Origin of the sequence: Sphingobium sp. CCH11-B1 (genome assembly GCF_001556865.1) — a bacterium.
Taxonomy (GTDB): Bacteria; Pseudomonadota; Alphaproteobacteria; order Sphingomonadales; family Sphingomonadaceae; genus Sphingobium.
In genome coordinates this window covers 22,544-39,013 of the sequence record NZ_LSJY01000127.1, presented here as the reverse complement: position 1 = coordinate 39,013, position 16,470 = coordinate 22,544, and the positions used below count along the sequence as shown (strand labels likewise).

The 16,470-nt window shown below is 67.2% G+C and carries 17 protein-coding genes and 1 pseudogene; 12 read left to right on the top strand and 6 right to left on the bottom strand.

The genetic code is table 11. The annotated features are described in order from the left end of the window. Together AX724_RS13155 and AX724_RS13150 are read left to right on the top strand one after the other, a co-directional pair. On the top strand, positions 1-1,858 hold a 1,858-nt coding region (locus tag AX724_RS13155), incomplete at its 5' end, for a carbon starvation CstA family protein (RefSeq protein WP_066767230.1). Beyond that, positions 1,855-2,040 carry a YbdD/YjiX family protein gene (locus AX724_RS13150; RefSeq protein WP_066767228.1) on the top strand — a complete coding sequence of 62 codons (186 nt, stop codon included), beginning with the start codon at positions 1,855-1,857 and terminating at the stop codon, positions 2,038-2,040. The genes AX724_RS13155 and AX724_RS13150, both read left to right, overlap by 4 nt. A gap of 171 nt (positions 2,041-2,211) precedes the next feature. Here AX724_RS13150 and AX724_RS13145 read toward each other — a convergent pair whose 3' ends face one another. Together AX724_RS13145 and AX724_RS13140 are read right to left on the bottom strand one after the other, a co-directional pair. Then, positions 2,212-3,129 (bottom strand): XdhC family protein, encoded by a 918-nt coding sequence (locus AX724_RS13145; protein WP_066767226.1) that lies wholly within the window; start codon positions 3,127-3,129, stop codon positions 2,212-2,214. A gap of 48 nt (positions 3,130-3,177) precedes the next feature. Further along, entirely contained in the window at positions 3,178-3,846 is a 669-nt protein-coding gene (locus AX724_RS13140; protein ID WP_066767224.1) for a S24 family peptidase, read from the bottom strand. Positions 3,847-3,961: 115 nt separating this feature from the next. On the opposite strand from AX724_RS13140, the gene AX724_RS13135 reads away from it, so the two are divergent. Together AX724_RS13135 and AX724_RS13130 are read left to right on the top strand one after the other, a co-directional pair. Continuing rightward, positions 3,962-4,144 (top strand): hypothetical protein, encoded by a 183-nt coding sequence (locus tag AX724_RS13135; protein WP_066767219.1) that lies wholly within the window; start codon positions 3,962-3,964, stop codon positions 4,142-4,144. Further along, the gene (locus tag AX724_RS13130; protein WP_066767217.1) at positions 4,141-4,464 is read left to right on the top strand and encodes a hypothetical protein; all 324 of its coding nucleotides are present in this window, start codon (positions 4,141-4,143) and stop codon (positions 4,462-4,464) included. Before AX724_RS13135 ends, AX724_RS13130 begins: the two co-directional genes overlap by 4 nt. Before the next feature lie 4 nt (positions 4,465-4,468). Here AX724_RS13130 and AX724_RS13125 read toward each other — a convergent pair whose 3' ends face one another. Both AX724_RS13125 and AX724_RS13120 read right to left on the bottom strand, forming a co-directional pair. After that, on the bottom strand, positions 4,469-5,410 hold the full coding sequence (locus tag AX724_RS13125) for a hypothetical protein (RefSeq protein ID WP_331711445.1): 942 nt from the start codon (positions 5,408-5,410) through the stop codon (positions 4,469-4,471). A gap of 17 nt (positions 5,411-5,427) precedes the next feature. After that, positions 5,428-6,654: a TIGR04063 family PEP-CTERM/XrtA system glycosyltransferase gene (locus AX724_RS13120; RefSeq protein WP_066767214.1), complete on the bottom strand. Its 1,227-nt coding sequence runs from the start codon at positions 6,652-6,654 to the stop codon at positions 5,428-5,430. A 91-nt stretch (positions 6,655-6,745) separates the two neighbouring features. Between AX724_RS13120 and AX724_RS24075 the strand changes: the two genes are divergently transcribed. Genes AX724_RS24075 through AX724_RS13110 form a run of 3 tightly spaced genes read left to right on the top strand, consistent with a single transcriptional unit; the run spans position 6,746 to position 8,953 of the window. Beyond that, on the top strand, positions 6,746-6,886 hold the full coding sequence (locus tag AX724_RS24075; RefSeq protein WP_197421580.1) for a hypothetical protein: 141 nt from the start codon (positions 6,746-6,748) through the stop codon (positions 6,884-6,886). Further along, positions 6,879-8,243, top strand: coding sequence for a putative O-glycosylation ligase, exosortase A system-associated (locus AX724_RS13115; protein ID WP_066767211.1), 1,365 nt, complete (start codon positions 6,879-6,881; stop codon positions 8,241-8,243). The genes AX724_RS24075 and AX724_RS13115 overlap by 8 nt, the downstream gene beginning before the upstream one ends. Then, positions 8,240-8,953, top strand: coding sequence for a hypothetical protein (locus tag AX724_RS13110; protein WP_066767210.1), 714 nt, complete (start codon positions 8,240-8,242; stop codon positions 8,951-8,953). The genes AX724_RS13115 and AX724_RS13110 overlap by 4 nt, the downstream gene beginning before the upstream one ends. On the opposite strand, the gene AX724_RS13105 is transcribed toward AX724_RS13110, so the two are convergent. Next, positions 8,913-9,467, bottom strand: coding sequence for a type 1 glutamine amidotransferase domain-containing protein (locus AX724_RS13105; protein ID WP_066767209.1), 555 nt, complete (start codon positions 9,465-9,467; stop codon positions 8,913-8,915). The genes AX724_RS13110 and AX724_RS13105 overlap by 41 nt on opposite strands. A 106-nt stretch (positions 9,468-9,573) precedes the next feature. Between AX724_RS13105 and AX724_RS13100 the strand changes: the two genes are divergently transcribed. The 3 genes from AX724_RS13100 (at position 9,574) to AX724_RS13090 (ending at position 12,238) form a co-directional block, all read left to right on the top strand. After that, positions 9,574-10,581: a DNA topoisomerase IB gene (locus AX724_RS13100; protein WP_066767208.1), complete on the top strand. Its 1,008-nt coding sequence runs from the start codon at positions 9,574-9,576 to the stop codon at positions 10,579-10,581. 21 nt (positions 10,582-10,602) lie between these two features. Next, positions 10,603-11,769: a mechanosensitive ion channel family protein gene (locus tag AX724_RS13095; RefSeq protein ID WP_066767205.1), complete on the top strand. Its 1,167-nt coding sequence runs from the start codon at positions 10,603-10,605 to the stop codon at positions 11,767-11,769. Positions 11,770-11,845: 76 nt separating this feature from the next. Beyond that, complete coding sequence (locus AX724_RS13090) at positions 11,846-12,238, top strand: hypothetical protein (protein ID WP_066767204.1); 393 nt, start codon at positions 11,846-11,848, stop codon at positions 12,236-12,238. Here AX724_RS13090 and dgcA read toward each other — a convergent pair. Beyond that, complete coding sequence (gene dgcA, locus AX724_RS13085) at positions 12,232-13,209, bottom strand: N-acetyl-D-Glu racemase DgcA (protein ID WP_066767202.1); 978 nt, start codon at positions 13,207-13,209, stop codon at positions 12,232-12,234. The genes AX724_RS13090 and dgcA overlap by 7 nt on opposite strands. Before the next feature lie 100 nt (positions 13,210-13,309). Here dgcA and AX724_RS13080 point away from each other — a divergent pair, with 100 nt between their 5' ends. Together AX724_RS13080 and AX724_RS13075 are read left to right on the top strand one after the other, a co-directional pair. Next, the gene (locus AX724_RS13080; RefSeq protein WP_066767200.1) at positions 13,310-14,602 is read left to right on the top strand and encodes a class I SAM-dependent methyltransferase; all 1,293 of its coding nucleotides are present in this window, start codon (positions 13,310-13,312) and stop codon (positions 14,600-14,602) included. 55 nt (positions 14,603-14,657) lie between these two features. Beyond that, positions 14,658-16,458, top strand: a pseudogene (locus AX724_RS13075) (ABC transporter transmembrane domain-containing protein). The last annotated feature ends 12 nt before the right edge of the window (positions 16,459-16,470 follow it).

The following is a 16,470-nucleotide window of genomic DNA, read 5'->3' as shown; positions in this document are numbered from 1 at the left end:
GCCCACCCCGGCCATCCGCCGCGCCGACGGGCTCGACTATGTCGGCACCGACCGCACCGTCCTTTTCGGCCACCATTTCGCGGCGATCGCGGGCGCGGGGCCGCTGGTGGGGCCAGTGCTCGCGGCGCAGATGGGCTACCTCCCCGGCACGCTCTGGATCATCGCGGGCGTCGTCCTGGCCGGCGCGGTGCAGGATTTCATGGTCCTCTTCATCTCCATGCGCCGCGACGGCAAATCGCTGGGCGAACTCATCCGCATGGAAATGGGGCAGGCCGCCGGCACCATCGCGCTGTTCGGGGCCTTCATGATCATGGTCATCATCCTCGCGGTGCTGGCGCTGATCGTGGTCAAGGCGCTGGCCGAAAGCCCGTGGGGCATGTTCACCGTCGCCGCCACCGTGCCGCTCGCCATGTTGATGGGGGCCTATACCCGCTGGATCAGGCCCGGGCGCATCGGCGAAGTATCCTTGCTCGGCCTCGTCGGCCTCATCGCAGCGATCGTCTATGGGCAGGCGGTCGCCGCCTCGCCGGTCTGGGGTCCGCTCTTCACCTTCACGCCGGTCCAGCTCTGCTGGATCCTGATCGGCTACGGCGCGGTCGCCTCCGTCCTGCCCGTCTGGCTGCTGCTCGCGCCGCGCGACTATCTCTCGACTTTTCTCAAGATCGGGGCAATCGCGGCGCTGGCGATCGGCATCGTCATCATGGCCCCGCCCTTGAAGATGCCCGCGCTCACCCCCTTCGTGAACGGCAATGGCCCGGTCTGGGCCGGCGGGCTGTTCCCCTTCCTCTTCATCACCATCGCCTGCGGGGCGGTATCGGGCTTCCACGCGCTCATCTCCAGCGGCACCACGCCCAAGCTGATCGCCAGCGAAGCCCATGCGCCGCTCATCGGCTATGGCGCGATGCTGATGGAGGCGTTCGTGGCGATCATGGCGCTGGTCGGCGCCTCGATCCTGGACCCGGGCATATATTTCACGATGAACAGCCCCGCCGCCATGATCGGGACGGATGCCGCCAGCGCGTCCGCCGCCGTGACCGCCATGGGCTTCCCGATCTCGCCCGATCTCATAACCCAGACCGCGAAGGATGTGGGCGAACATAGCATCATCTCCCGCGCAGGGGGCGCGCCCACGCTGGCGGTCGCCATGGCGGAAATCTTCAGCCATGTCGTCGGCGGGCCCACGATGAAGGCCTTCTGGTATCATTTCGCGATATTGTTCGAGGCGCTGTTCATCCTGACAGCCGTGGACGCCGGCACGCGTGCGGGGCGGTTCATGCTGCAGGATCTGATCGCGCTCGCCATGCCCTCCTTCAAGGACGGCGCGCGGCAATGGCCCGGTTTCGTCGCCACGGCGCTCACCGTCGCGGCGTGGGGCTTCTTCCTCTACGAGGGCGTCACCGATCCGCTGGGTGGGGTGAACACGCTCTGGCCGGTGTTCGGCATCTCCAACCAGATGCTGGCGGCCATCGCGCTGATGCTGGGGACGGCCGTGCTCTTCCGCATGAAGCGGGACCGCTTCGCCTGGGTGACGATGCTGCCGGCCGCATGGCTGCTCGTCTGCACGCTTTCGGCGGGCTGGCTCAAGCTCTATTCCACAGATCCCAAGGTCGGCTTCATTGCGCACGCCGCCCGATTCGAGGATGCGGCGGACCGGGGCGAGATATTGGCCCCGGCCAAGTCGATGGAGCAGATGCGGCAGATCATCTTCAATGACCGGATCGATGCCGCGCTGGTCGCGCTGTTCCTGGCCGTGGTGCTGTCGCTTCTCTTCTTCACGGTCCGGACCTGCCTGGCCGCGCGTCGCGTCGATCACGCCACGGCGCGGGAAATCCCCGACGATGTGGCGGCGATAGCATGATGAAATGGCTTGATATTTTGCGTCGGACGGCGCGATCCATGGTTGGCATGCCCGATTATGATGCCTATGTGCGCCACATGACGGCCCACCATCCCGAACAGCCAGTGATGGACCGGACCCAGTTTTTCCGCGACCGGCAACAAGCCCGTTATGGCGGCAAGGGGAGCGGACGCTGCTGCTGATCTTGTAATTATATTGCAACAAATTCTAATTTTACGACTGAAAAATTTAGAAAATCTCAATATTGGGTATTGCTGTTTCCAGTCGCCTTGCTAGGGGGCGAGGGTCCTTGGGTGCCCGACAGCTTCGAAGGATACGCCCTCCGCCCGTCCCTTGCGGCGGAGGGCGGACCTTCATCGCCGCGCGTTGAAGCCGGCGACCATGCCCGCCGTGATGGACAGGGCGATTTCGGCCGCGCCGATCGCTCCGATGTCCATCCCTGCCGGGCCATCGATCCGGGCAAGATCGTCGGCGGAAAATCCCTGCGCCGCCAGACGGTCCAGCCGCGCGGCGTGGCTCCTGCGCGATCCAAGCGCCGCGACATAGCCGGTGGGCGCGCGGAGCGCCGCCATCAGCGCGGGATCGTCAATCTTGATGTCATGGCTGAGCGTCACGACCGCGGTCGATTCGCCGGGACAGCGGGCCGCCACTGCCTCGTCCGGCCAGCGATCGTCCAGTTCCACGCCCGGAAACCGTTCCTCGGTCAGGAAGCGGCCGCGCGGATCGATCACCACCGGGGTCACGCCGATCGCCTGGGCGAGCGGCGCCAGGCTTTGCGCGATCTGCACCGCGCCCACGATCAGCAGGCGGCGGGGCGGATCGTAGCGGTTCAGAAAATCCCCTTCGCCGGCATGTTCCCGCGTGACGCCCGCGCCAAGATCGGTCGCCAGGGTCAGGGCACGGCCGCGCGCGCTTTGCTGCGCGATCCGTTCGAACAGCGCCGGCGGGAAGCCGGCCTCGCTGACCGGTTGCACCATCACCGCGATCTCGCCGCCGCAGGGCAGTCCGACCTGCCACGCATCGCCATCTGCCACGCCATAGGTTTCGACATGCGCAGGCCGGCCGGCGATCACCTCCGCCGCGCGTTGCAGCACATCCGTTTCGACGCAGCCGCCCGAAATGCTGCCCTCGAACCGGCCGTCCTGGTGCACGATCATGTGGCTGCCCCGGGGGCGCGGCGCCGACCCCCAGGTCGACACCACGGTCGCCAGCGCCATGGGCGCGCCGCGCCACTGGATCGCCTTCTCGATTACCGCACCATTATCGTTCACGCGCTGCGCACTCCTGCCTCGTCCCTTCCAGATGAAGAGGAAAGCCGATCAGTTCAAGCGCCGCCCGGTCCAGACCACGCGTCCGACGATGTCGACCAGGCCCGGATCGATATCCGTCCAGTCGGGATAATGGGCATTGTCGCTCACTACGCTGAATTGCCCACGCAATGGCCCGAGGGCGACGCGCTTCACCATCAGCACGCCGTCCAGGCGCAGCACATAGACGCCGTCGCGCAGCCGCTCCGCCGCATCGTCATGATCGACCATGATGTCGTCGCCATCGTTCAGCGTCGGCGCCATCGACTCGCCGTCCACGCGGATGATCGACACGCGCTGCGGCCGCACCCCCAGGTAGCGCAACCAGCGCGCGTCGAACGCCATCACGCCCGCTGCCCGCTCGTCATCGTCCAGCGATCCGACACCCGCCGACGCACCCAGCGCCAGCCGCGGGACCGCCACCACCGCCGGCAAGCCGCGCGTGCGCGTGGGCTGCGCCGCGGTTTCATCCACGCCACCCAGCATCGTTTCGGGTACGCCGAAATAGCGCGCCAGTACGCGCCGATCCGCCTCGTCCAGCTTGCGCGGCGTCCCGCGCTTGATGAACTGCTGGATATAGGCGGCGTTGCGCCCGATCAGCCGGGAAAGATCAGCGTAATTCTCACCCCGTTCGGCAATCAGCCGGTCGAGCGCGACACGCGCATGCTGCGATTCATCCATGACATATCCATAATGGCAGGAATTTTCCTAGACAAGTAGGAAATAGGCATCGAGATAGGAATAACCCTATCGATTCGCATCGGGCGAGTCGGCCAGTCGAAGGAGAAGGGCGCATATGCTGACCGCCATCGAGCGATTCTTGCGGGAGTTCCGCATGCCACCCACGCGTTTCGGCCGCGAATGCGCGCGCGACCCACGCCTGGTCTTTGACCTGCGCCTGGGCCGTCAGCCGGGTGACCGCGTGAAAAGACGTATAGAACATTTCATGAACACATATCGCAGGAGCATGGGCCAATGACAAGCGCCGTTCATGCCTTTGCGGCGACAAAAATCATCCGAAACAAAGGAATAGGAAAAGAGCGGGCCGACCCGTTGCCGCGCCTGCTCGATCAGCTGATCGCGCGAGCGGCTGGCCCGGCCACGGTCGAACAGGCGTCGAGCCGCCCCTGGGCCAGCGCGCTGTTCGACGGCCGCGCCGCTGCCTTCGCGCAGGATATCGGCGAGGCGGAATGGAGCCTGTCCGGCCATTTCGTCGCGGACATAAGCGTCGACCGAAGTCAGCCGGACGCGCAAGGCGTCACGCTGGACCTGTCAGCCCTTACCATTCAGGACTGGTGAAGGATCAGCGGCGACCGGCCATCGAGCGCAGCGCGCCCAGCGCGGCCCGCAGCGCTTCGTCGGTGTCGGGCGCGACCCGGTCGCGCACCGGCACCCGGCGGGCCGGGGGCATGTCCGCGATCACGCCGCTTTCGCGCGCCGACGGAGCCAGGGGGCGGGATCGCTGGGCAAGGCCCCGCTCCAGCCGCTCGGTCAATTCCCGGACCGACAGATCATGGGTCGGCATCCGCAAGGGCAGTGGAGGGAGCGGCGCGTCCGCAGGCGCGGACTCGTGCGGCATCCATGGCTGCGCCTCGTCCAGGATCGGTTCGGGGACCATGTCGGCTTCTTCCACGCCCGGTGCGGCAGGCGCAGCAAAGGCGGGGATGGGGCGCAGGAAGGCGGGGCCGGCGGCAGGCTGGTCGGCCGCTTCGGCAGCACCATCGCGAACCGTCGAGCCCGACGCGCGAGCGCTGTCCGGCCGGGCGAAAATCTCCAGCCCGTCAAAATCGCGGCTGGCAAAGATCGGCGGGCGTGGCGGCGCGTCCGGATGCGCGTCGGCCCGGCGCAGCGACGGCGCGTCATGATTGGCGACAGGCGCGGCGCGCCCCCGCGCCAGGGCGGTCAGCTTGGAAAATGCGAAACCCATCGTCTTTGCTCCCTTGGCGCGGTGAACGCGCGCTTCTTCCTCTTCCTCATGCGCTGCGCCGACGGGCGCGCGCGCCATCCATTCCGTCACCCCGGCCGCCATCAGGCCGACAAAGGCCGCCAGCGTCAGCCGCGCCGTCATCCCCAGCGGCGGCGCCGCAGCCGGCACCGCTTCGCTGACCCCGCTCGACGCCACCACCGTTTCGATGAGGCCGACCGGCATCCACAGCATGGCGAGCGCCGTGGCGAGCGCGGCGAAGGCGGCGACACGGCCGCGCCGACGCTCCGCTGTCTTCCTGCCCCGGTCCAACCCGTTCATGTCCGTCGATCACCCCTTCAGGCCGCCCGCCGCGCGGCCGATCCGCGGGCCAGCAGACGCTGGTAAACGGGTTCGTAACGCAGAATGTTTGACGACCAGTTACGCTCGCGCTCGACGAAGCGCCGGGCCACCGCGCGGCGTTCGTCCCATATCGCCCGGTCGGCGAACAGCCCGGCCAGCGCCGCGGCGAGCGCCTTGGGATCGTCCGGCGCGAACAAGGCGCCGGTCACCCCCTCCTCGATCAGCTCGCGATGCCCGCCCACGGCGGATGCAGCCACCAGCCGCCCCTGCGCCATCGCCTCCAGCGGTTTGAGCGGTGTCACCAGCTCCGTGAGTCGCATCGCCTTGCGCGGATAGGCCAGCACGTCGACCTGCGCATAATAATGTTCGACCTGGTCGTGCGGCACCCGGCCGACGAAGACGATATGATCGGCAAAAGGCGAAGCCATCGCCTGATCGCGCAGGGCCTGCTCCATGGGGCCGCCGCCCACCAGCAGCAGCTTCGCGCGCGGCCGTGCCCGTACGAGTCGCGGCAGGGCGGCGATCAGGTCGTCCAGCCCTTCATAATCATAGAAGCTGCCGATGAAGCCGACGACATCGGCGCCCTCCAGCCCCAGCTTCGCCGTCAGCGCAGGGTCGCGCGGCACGGGATCGCCGAACTGGTCGAGATCGACGCCGTTGGGCGACACGATGATCTTGGCCGGATCGATGCCGCGCGCGATCAGGTCGCTGCGCAGCCCGTCGCAAATGACGGCCACCGCATCGGCCTGGCGCACCGCATGGGTTTCCAGCTGGCGCGTCAGCCAATAGCGCGGGCTTCCTTCCGTCCCTGTCCCGTTGCCGACCGCTGCATCCTCCCAGAAGGCGCGGATTTCGTAGATCATCGGCAGGCCGTGCCGCTTCGCCACCTTTTGCGCGGCCATCGCGTTCAGGACCGGCGAGTGGGCGTGGATGACGTCTGGCCGCCATTGGCGCACCAGCGCGTCGATCGCGTCGGCATGGGCGGAAATATCTCGCCATTCGCGAATCAGGGCATTGCCTTCCGCCGACCGACCGGGCGTGCGGTGGAAACGGATGCCGTCCACCACCTCCTCCAGCGGGCCGTTCGCAACGTGGCGATAGCCGGTGATGCCGCGCACGTCCCATCCCTGGGCCATCTGCGCGCGCAGGATCGCCCGGGTCCGGAAGGTGTAGCCGCTGTGCAGCGGCAGGCTGTGGTCCAGCACGTGGAGAATGCGAGTCATGGCCCGCTTTGTCTGCCGGAAAAGGTTTAACGGCCCATAAACTCTGTCCGGTTAGGAGGATGACCGTGCACAGCGGATTCCCCTCCACCCGATGATCGACGCCCTTTCCCTCCTCATCAGCCATGGCGTCATCCTGATCGCCGCGTGGAAATTGCTGCCGCGTGCCGACCTGGACCGCGATCCAGCGCCCGGCGAATCGCAGTCGAAGCCGGAGGAGAACGCCGATGCGTGACCTCTTCTTCCTCGCCTTCCTCGGGCTGTTCGGCCTCATGGGGCTGCGCCGGCCGTTCCTGCTGGTCGCGCTCTACGCCTATATCGACATCGTCTCGCCGCAGCGGCTGTCCTATGTCCTGCTCAATTCCATCCCGATCTCGGCCATTGCCTTCGCACTGATGGTGGGGTCGTGGCTGCTGGTGGACGACAAGAAGGACTGCCGATTCTCTGTCCGTCAGGGCCTGATGCTCGTGCTTGTCGCCTGGTGCGGCTACACGACGCTCCACGCCGATTTCCCGGTCGAGGCGCTCACCAAATGGAACTGGGTGTGGAAAGCGATCATCGCGGGCATCTTCCTGCCGCTGGTGCTGCGCACCCGCCTGCGGATCGAGGCGCTCACCCTCTTCATGATCCTGTGCGCCAGCACCATCATCATCAATGGCGGCATGAAGACGGCGCTGTCGGGCGGCGGTTACGGCGTGCTCAACCTGATGGTGGAAAATAACAGCGGCCTGTACGAAGGCAGCATCATTTCCTGCGTCGCGATCTCGCTGATTCCGCTGATCCTGTGGCTGACGAAGCATGGCACCATCTTCCCGCCCGACTGGCGCGTGAAGGGCTTTGCCTGGTGCCTCTGTTTCGCCTGCATGCTGATGCCCATCGGCACCGAAGCGCGCACCGGCCTCGTCTGCCTCGTCATCCTGGCGGGCATGATGCTGCTGCGGTCGAAGCGCAAGTTCGTCTATGGGCCGCTCCTTCTGCTGGGCGCGCTCGTGTCTGTCCCCTTCCTGCCCGCCAGCTTTACGCAGCGGATGCAGACGATCGAAAACCATCAGGGCGACGAAAGCGCCTCCACTCGCGTCGCGGTGTGGATGTGGACGCTCGACTATGTGAAAACGCACCCGGGCGGTGGCGGCTTCGACAATTATCTCCAGAACAGCTTCAGCTATTTCACGCAGGAAACCATCGTCGATTCGGGCGGCGCGCGGATCGAGCGGCGCATCGTCACCGACCGGGGTCGCGCCTATCACAGCGCCTATTTCGAAATGCTGGGGGAACAGGGCTATTTCGGCTTCTTCATCTGGGCGCTGATCCACGGCATCTGCTTCATCCGCACCGAAATGATCCGCCGCGCCTGGCGGCGGTCGGACAAGCCGGACGAAGCCTGGATCGCGCCCTACGCCCTGGCGCTCCAGCAAGGGCATGTCGTCTATATGATCGGATCGCTGTTCGTCGGCATCGCCTATCAGCCCTTCATCTTCATGATGCTGGCGCTGCAGATCGGCCTCGACACCTATCTCACGCGCCGGCGCAAGGCGGCGGCGCGGGAACAGCTCGCCGCTGCCCTGACCGCGCGGAACGGACTGCCGGCATGAAGGGGGAGATGCGCGCGCTGGGCCTTGCCCATGGCCTGCTGCTGGGCCTTCTGCTTGGCGCCCTGCTGATCGCGCCCGACCTGTCGCCGGTCCTGATCAGCGCGCTGTTCTTTCTGGGCGGCTTTGACCTTCGCCTTGCCGACCGCCGGCGCGCGCCACGCGGCGCGCTGTCGTGGGTCAGCCACATCCGCATGGCCCCGCTCCGCCTGACCCGATGGGCGGCACTCGCGAGCGTCGCCCTGATCGCGGGTGATAGCGCGCGGGTGGAGGAAATCCTGTCAGCGGCGCTGGCAAGTGAATTGCTGATCTACCCCTTGAGCACCCATATGCTCGGCAAGTTGTCGCGCCCCGCCATCGCCGCATTGCTGATCGCCGCCATTGCCGGCTTCACCCCCATTTCCGGCGGGATCGCCGCTCATGCGCTTGCCTTTTCGACCGGCATATTCGCCTGCCTCTTCTGGCTGCGCGGTCCCGATGGCGATCCGCGCGCGCTCGGCCTTGCGACGGCGGGTTTGGGCGCGGCGATGATGGCGCCGCTGCTGGCTCCGGCCACCCTGCCCCTTGCCTGGCCGGCAGGCCTTGTCTGCGCGACGCTCGCGCTCGCGCATCTCTCCACGCTGCGTCGCCGCCCGACGCCCTGGCGCCCGGACGGCGACGCGCGCCTCTGGGTCAGGCGTCCGCCGTGGCTACGTCGGCCAGAGCTGTCCTGAACGCGTCGACGAAGGCAGGAATATCCTCCGGCTTGCGGCTGGTGATGAGATTGCCGTCGACCACGACCTCCCGGTCCACGACGCTCGCGCCCGCATTGGCAAGATCGGTGCGGACGGAGGGCCAGGACGTGACCGTCCGCCCGTCCACCACATCGGCCTCTACCAGCAGCCAGGGGCCATGGCAGATCGCCGCGACCGGCTTGCCTGACAGGGTAAAGTTGCGCACGATCTCGACGGCCTTGTCGTCGGTGCGCAGACTGTCCGGATTGGCCACCCCGCCGGGCAGCAGCAGGCCGTCATACTGCTTTATATCCACCTGATCCAAGGTGATGTCGGGCGTGATGGTGTCGCCCTTCACATCATGTTCCATGCCCTGAATGGGATCCGTGCCCGGTGACGCGAGCGTGACGGCCGCACCCGCCTCGATCAGCTTGGCGCGCGGCTCGAACAGTTCGGACTGCTCGAAACCGTCGGTGGCAAGGATCAGGACACGGCTTTTCTCGATGGACGGCATGGCAACTCTCCTGGGTTAGGCGGAAGGCCCTGTAACGGCCAAGCCCGCGCCAAGGTTTCGGAACGAAGCGATGAACGGCGGGTTTTCGGGCATGAGAAGGACAGACATGCCCCAACAGACCGTCACCCATGCGGACCACAGCATCCCCGGCATCACGCGACGCGCCCTCAAGCGCGGCTGGGCCTATTATGGCCCGGACGGCGCGCGCATCACCGATCGGGACGAGATAGACCGGCTGAACCGCATCGCCCTGCCCCCGGCCTATCATGACTGCTGGTTCTGTCCTTCGCCCTGGGGCCATATCCAGGCCGTGGGCTATGACGACCGCAACCGCCGCCAATATCGCTACCATCCCGATTTCCGCGCCGCGCGGGAGGCGGAAAAATATGCCGGCTGCCCCGATTTCGGCCGCGCCCTGCCAAAGCTGCGCGCACGCCTGGAAAGCGACCTGTCGAAGCGCGGCCTGCGCAAGGATCGCACCATTGCCGCCGTGGTGCGCCTGCTCGATCTCGCCAAGCTGCGCGTGGGCAACGAACATTATGCCACCACCAACAAGAGCTTCGGCGCGACAACGCTGCGCCGCCGCCATATCGACCTCAACGGTCGATCGCTGACGCTCCGCTTTCGCGCCAAGTCGGGCAAGGAACAGCAGCAGACGATCACCGACGCGCGCCTGCTTCGCTTCGTGCGGCAGGTGCAGGATCTGCCCGGCCAGCATCTGTTCCAATATCTGGACGAGGATGGCGATCCCCGCCCCATCACCTCCAGCGACGTCAACGCCTATATCGCGCAAGCGATGGGAGGCCCCTTCACCGCCAAGCATTTCCGCACCTGGGGAGCGACCACCATCGCCTTCGAAACGCTGGTCGAAGGGCACGTCACGCTCAAGCAACTGCTGGAGCCGGTGGCGCAGGCGCTGGGCAACACGCCCGCGATCAGTCGCAAAAGCTACGTCCACCCGGCCCTCATCGCGCTTTGCCATGACGGGCAGGACGAATGGCGCGCAGGGCTGCGCCTGCCGCGCCGCACCCGATATCTCTCGCGCGAGGAACGGGGCCTCATCGCCTTTCTCGATGCCCTCGCCGGTTGCGTGCCGCTTGCGGTCGCGGCCTGATCTGGTCCAATAGGTCGATCCATGGCCGACAAGAAAGACCCAGCCCTTCCCGCGATCAAAGTCGAAGCGCCCAACCTGCGCGAAATGTGGGACTCGACCATCGGCTGGTTCCAGGTCCATTATCTTTCGATACTGATCGCGATCGGAGCGGGCGTCCTCATCTATCTCGCGCTCGCGGCCCTGCGCGAACTGGGCAAGCGGCATCGCGGCGCGCGGGGCGATCCGCTCGGCTATGCCCAGGTGCTGAGCCGCGCGGCGGCGCGGACCACCCATTATTTCATGGTGATGGTCGCGGCCCGGCTGGTCGTGGGCTATGCCGACGCGCCACCGTCGCTTTCCCGCACTGTCGCGTTCCTCTTCACCATCGCCGCTGTGCTGCAGGCCGCCCTCTGGGCGCGGGAGATCATCCTGGGCCTCATCGAGCGCAAGACGCTGGCGGAGGATGGCGGGGGCGAAACGCTGGCCAACGCCATGGGCCTCATCCGCGTGCTCGTCAGCTTCGCGCTGTTCGCCATCGCCGCGATCGTCGTGCTCGACAATCTGGGCGTGAACGTCACCGGTCTGGTCGCGGGCCTTGGCATTGGCGGTATCGCGATCGGCCTTGCCGCGCAGGGCATCTTTTCCGACCTGTTCGCCGCCCTGTCGATCATCTTCGACAAGCCGTTCCGTCGCGGCGAGGTCATCACTTACGACCAGACCACGGCCCGGGTGGAGAAGATCGGCCTCAAGAGCACACGCCTGCGCGCGATGAGCGGCGAGAAGAAGGTCATTTCCAACGCCAATCTGCTGCAGAAGGAAATCACCAGCCTCCAGACGCTGGTCCAGCGCCGCGTCACCTACGCCATCGGCATCATCTATCAGACCCCGGAGGAAAAGGCCGAGGCGATCCCCGACATGCTGCGGCAGGTGGTGGAGGCGGAAGGGCTGATCTTCGTCAATTGCGGCATCGTCGCCTTCGGCGCCAGCAGCCTCGACTATCAGCTGAACTTCGATGTGCCAGACCCCGACCATCACGACTATTTCGTCATGCGCCACCGCATCGGCCTCGCCATCTGGAAGCGGTTCAATTCCGAGGGGATCGAGTTTGCCTATCCCACCCAGACCAGCTTCACCGCCGCGCCGGACGGACGGATGATCATGCCCTATGCCGAAGTCATGCCGGTGCGTTCGGTTTCCGAGCCCGAGTGACGGCTCACCGCATGGACGATTCCGCTCATCCCGGTCGGGATTGCGCGGCAGCCGTCATCGGTTAGCGGCTGGTGCCATGACCCGCGCCTCCCTCGCTCTTGCCGCTGCGCTTTTCGCTCTCATCCCCGCCACCGCTGAAGCCGAAGGATTGGGCGCGGAAGTCAATTATGGTCGCGCCGACGGCCATTGGGGCACCGAGGTCGGCGCGGGTTACCGGCTGGGGCTGGCGGGATTCAGCCTGACGCCCGGCGCCGGCGTCTATCTGCGCGATGGCGACACCAAGCTTTACGGCCGGATCGAGGCCGCCTACAGCATCCCGCTGTCGGCCACCATCGGCGCGGGCGTGCGCTTCAGCGGCGACAACACGCGCCCCTATGCCACGCTCGCCCTGCCGGTGCTGCCCATGTTGCATGGGAAGGCCAATGCCGGACCCCAATATTATGCGCTCGGCCTGACGCTGGGTTACTGACCCGTCCCCCACAGCGTACCCGGCTGCAACAAGCCGCCCGCCATCGCAAGGCCACCCGGCCTGTCGTCCGCCAGCAACAGCGCGCCGTCCAGGTCGATCCAGTCCGCGTCCTGCGCCGCCAGCGCGGCGGGCGCGATGCCGAGCGACGTGCCCAGCATGCAGCCGACCATGATGCCAAACCCCCGATCCCGCGCCGCGCGCGCCAGCGCCAGCGCCTCCGTCAGCCCGCCCGCCTTGTCCAGCTTGATGTTCACCGCGTCGAAATCGCCCAGGCGATCGAGATCGGCGCGCGTATGACAGCTTTCGTCGGCGCACAGCGGCAGCGTCGCCTTGACCCCCGCCAACCGCTCTTCCCGTCCATGCAGGATTGGCTGCTCCACCATCTCGACCCCCAGTGGCGCCAGTTCCGCCGCCGCCTCCGCGATGTCGCGGTCGTGCCAGCTTTCATTGGCATCCACGATCAGCCGCACGTCCGGCGCGCCCGCGCGCACCGCCGCGATCCGGTCCCGGTCGCCCTCCCCGGTCAGCTTGCATTTGAGCAGGGTGAAGCCCCGCCCTTCCGCCGCCCGCGCATCCGCCTCCATCTGGGCCGGATCGCCCAGGCTGATGGTGAAGGCGGTCGGCAGCGGTGCGGGCTTGCGGAGGCCGGCCAGTTGCCACACCGGCACGCCCTGCCGATTGGCTTCCAGATCCCACAGGGCGCAATCCAGCGCGTTGCGCGCCGCGCCGCGCGGCATATGGGTCAGCAGCGCGTCCCGTTCCAGCGGCCCGGCATAGCTTTTGAGGGCGGCGACGCACCCTTGCGCGCTTTCGCCTTCATAATAAATGGCGGTCCCCTCGCCCCGCCCCTGATGCGCGCCGTCGCCCACCATGCACACCACCACGTCGACATGTGTCTTCGCGCCGCGACTGATGATGAAGCTGCCTGCGACTGGCCAGCGTTCGACGGTCGCGGAAATTATACGGGTCATCGGCGTTCCCTGCGTCAACAATTGACCATATGAAGGGCCGACATATGCGTGAACGGGGCCGGTCGCATAGCCCCGCCATCGACAAGGAGCGTCTTTTCCAGTGACATCCCGCGAGCTTACCGGCTTTCTCCCGCTCAGCGAAGCCCATGAGGCAACGGGCGACCTGTCCCGTCGCCTGTCCGACACCGCGTGGAGGATCGGCTTCGGCGCGATCGGCTGGCCCTGGCTGCTCGCCAGCCTGTCGGGCGGCCGCCCGGCCGACAAGCGCGCCCTGCTGGACGAACTCGGCCTGCCCCACGACGCGCTGCCGCACCTTGGCAGCTGGAAGGCCGATGTCGGATTCCTGCGCCACATCGTCCGCGAAATCGTGCGGCTTCGCCCGGCTCATGTGGTCGAACTGGGGGCGGGCGCATCATCGCTGGTCGCAGCCCGCGCACTGCAACGCCATGGCGGCGGGCGGCTGCACAGCTTCGACCAGCATGGCGGTTTTGTCGACGCCACGCGCCGGTGGCTGGCGGATCACGGGCTGGACGTCGACATCCGCCACGCCCCGCTGACGCAGGAAAGCCCGGACTGGCCCGGTCGCTGGTATGCCGTCGATAACTTGCCGGAGCAGATCGACCTCATTATCATCGACGGTCCGCCCTGGAGCGTGCATCCGCTGGTGCGGGGCGCGGCCGACAGCCTTTTTTCACGCCTGTCGCCCGATGGCGTGGTGCTGCTGGACGATGCCGCCCGCCCGGGTGAACGACTCGTGGCGCGTCGCTGGCGGCAACGCTGGCCGCATATCGACTTCCGCCTGATGAAGGACGGGACGAAGGGCACGCTGGTGGGCCGTCGCCGTGATACCAGCCAGCCTGTCGCCAACGACAATGAGGATGGCCGGCTCTGGCGGCATCTGGGCCGCGCCGCCGCCATCGCCTTGCTGGTCGCCACCGGCTGGATCGCGCGCGGCGAACTGGGCGAATTCCCGCAAAGCGCGCAGGCCAGCAGCTTCCTGGACGAAGCGGCCGCGTCCCGCCGCGCTGGCCTGTTGCGGCAGGCAATGCCCTCGCAGGTGGAAAGCGCCCGTTTCGATCCCAAGGAAATCGAGAGGTCGGCCGGCATCGTCCTGCCGGCGCTGCCAACGGGCTGGCGCGTCACCGACGTCCAGCTTGTCCCGTCGCCCGGCAGCCCCGCCGTCGCGATGAGCCTCCTCACGCCCCAGGGAGAGGCGCTGTCCCTGTTTGCCGATCGCGCCGAAACGCCGGCTGAGGGCACGCCGCTGGTGGCCCGTCGCGCGGGAGAAACGACCGCCTATTGGGAAAGGGGCGACATGGCCTATGCCCTTACCGGCAAGGGCGACGCAAAGCAGGTGATGCGCTGGGCGGACGCGGTCGCGCCCGACGCCTGAGCCCCACCGGGTGCAGGCATTGAGGGAGGGGCGGCACCCTGCTAAGCGGCCTTCCATGCAGGACGATCCGCAAAGCCAGCCGCCCTTGAAGGACCGTCCCGCACTGGGCAGCCTGGGCATGTTGTGGCGGTGTCTCTTATACACATCTCCGCCACTATCCCGGCCGCATCGCCGCAGCGCTCGCCGCCCTCATCGTGTCATCGGCAGCGACGCTGGGCATTCCCAGCGGTTTCCGACTGGTGATCGATCGCGGCTTCATGGGCGGCGGAGACATCAACCGCTGGTTCGAATATCTGCTGATGATCGTGGTCGTGCTGGCGATCGCCAGCGCGCTGCGCTTCTATTTCGTGTCCTGGCTGGGCGAGCGCGTCGTCGCAGACATCCGCAGCGCGACGCAGGCCAATCTCCTGCGCCAAGCGCCCCGCTTCTTCGAGGAAAACCGCCCGTCCGAAATTGCGTCCCGCATGACCGCGGACACCGCCATTGTGGAGCAGGTTGTCGGCTCGACCGTGTCGGTCGCGCTGCGCAACCTCGTCACGGGGATAGGCGGGCTCATCTATCTTTTCGTACTGGCGCCCAAGCTCGCGGCGCTGCTGCTGCTTGGCATCCCGGTCATCCTCGTCGTTCTCATCGGCCTTGGCCGCCGCGTACGCGGCCTCTCCCGTGCCAGCCAGGACCGGCTGGCCGATGTCGGGACCGTCACTAGCGAAGTGCTGGGCGCGATGAAGATCGTGCAGGCTTTCGGGCAGGAAAAGCGGGAAGCAGGACGCTTCGACGCGACGGTGGAGCGCGGTTTCGCCACCGCCCGCGCTCGCATCCGGCTGCGCGCGCTGATGACCGCCGTGGTGATCGCGCTCGTCTTCGGATCGATCACCGCTGTCATGTGGCGGGGCGCGCTTGACGTCGCGGCCGGCTCCTTGTCGGGCGGCAGCATCGCCGCCTTCGTGCTGACCGGCGGGCTGGTCGCGGGCGCGTTCGGTTCCCTGTCGGAGAGCTGGGGCGACCTGTTGCGGGGCGCGGGCGCCGCCAGCCGGCTGGACGAGTTGATGACCGCTACGCCCGACATCCTCGCGCCCGCCAGCCCCCGGCCAATCCCGGCCGGCGATCGCGGCGCGCTGCTGCGGTTCGACAATGTCCATTTCCACTATCCGACCCGCCCCGACCAGCCGGCGCTGCACGGCCTGTCCTTTGCCGTGAACCCTGGCGAAACCGTCGCTATCGTCGGGCCGTCCGGAGCGGGTAAATCGACGCTGATCCAGCTCGCGCAGCGCTTCTACGATCCCGACAGCGGCGTCGTCAGCCTGAACGGCGTTCCGCTTCCGGAGGCGGACCCCGCCGACTTGCGCGCGATGATGGCCATGGTCCCGCAGGACAGCGTGATCTTTGCCGCCTCGGCGCGGGACAATCTGCGCTACGGCCGGTGGGACGCCACGGACGATCAGGTCTGGGACGCCGCCCGCGCCGCAAACGCGGACTCCTTCCTGCGCGCCCTCCCGCAGGGACTCGACACCTATCTGGGGGAGGGCGGCGCGCGCCTTTCAGGCGGGCAGCGGCAGCGCCTGTCCATCGCCCGCGCCTTGCTGCGGGACGCCCCGCTGCTGCTGCTGGACGAGGCCACGTCTGCGCTCGACGCCGAATCGGAACGACTGGTGCAGGACGCGCTGGCCCGGCTGGTGCGGGGACGCTCCACCATCGTCATCGCCCACCGGCTCGCCACGGTCCGCGCCGCCGACCGCATCATCGTCATGGATGAAGGCCGCATCGTCGAGGAAGGCGACCATAACGCGCTGGTCGCGCGGAGCGGCCTCTATGCCCGGCTCGCCAGCCTCCAGTTCCAGGATATGCCCGCCGCCTGACGGGGTAAGGCT

Bases quoted from the DNA above. Each gene is read 5' to 3' on its own strand.
- AX724_RS13150 (WP_066767228.1), top strand. From the start codon at position 1,855: ATGATGAAATGGCTTGATATTTTGCGTCGGACGGCGCGATCCATGGTT.
- AX724_RS13140 (WP_066767224.1), bottom strand. From the start codon at position 3,846: ATGGATGAATCGCAGCATGCGCGTGTCGCGCTCGACCGGCTGATTGCC.
- AX724_RS13135 (WP_066767219.1), top strand. From the start codon at position 3,962: ATGCTGACCGCCATCGAGCGATTCTTGCGGGAGTTCCGCATGCCACCC.
- AX724_RS13130 (WP_066767217.1), top strand. From the start codon at position 4,141: ATGACAAGCGCCGTTCATGCCTTTGCGGCGACAAAAATCATCCGAAAC.
- AX724_RS13125 (WP_331711445.1), bottom strand. From the start codon at position 5,410: ATGAACGGGTTGGACCGGGGCAGGAAGACAGCGGAGCGTCGGCGCGGC.
- AX724_RS13120 (WP_066767214.1), bottom strand. From the start codon at position 6,654: ATGACTCGCATTCTCCACGTGCTGGACCACAGCCTGCCGCTGCACAGC.
- AX724_RS24075 (WP_197421580.1), top strand. From the start codon at position 6,746: ATGATCGACGCCCTTTCCCTCCTCATCAGCCATGGCGTCATCCTGATC.
- AX724_RS13115 (WP_066767211.1), top strand. From the start codon at position 6,879: ATGCGTGACCTCTTCTTCCTCGCCTTCCTCGGGCTGTTCGGCCTCATG.
- AX724_RS13110 (WP_066767210.1), top strand. From the start codon at position 8,240: ATGAAGGGGGAGATGCGCGCGCTGGGCCTTGCCCATGGCCTGCTGCTG.
- AX724_RS13105 (WP_066767209.1), bottom strand. From the start codon at position 9,467: ATGCCGTCCATCGAGAAAAGCCGTGTCCTGATCCTTGCCACCGACGGT.
- AX724_RS13100 (WP_066767208.1), top strand. From the start codon at position 9,574: ATGCCCCAACAGACCGTCACCCATGCGGACCACAGCATCCCCGGCATC.
- AX724_RS13095 (WP_066767205.1), top strand. From the start codon at position 10,603: ATGGCCGACAAGAAAGACCCAGCCCTTCCCGCGATCAAAGTCGAAGCG.
- AX724_RS13090 (WP_066767204.1), top strand. From the start codon at position 11,846: ATGACCCGCGCCTCCCTCGCTCTTGCCGCTGCGCTTTTCGCTCTCATC.
- dgcA (WP_066767202.1), bottom strand. From the start codon at position 13,209: ATGACCCGTATAATTTCCGCGACCGTCGAACGCTGGCCAGTCGCAGGC.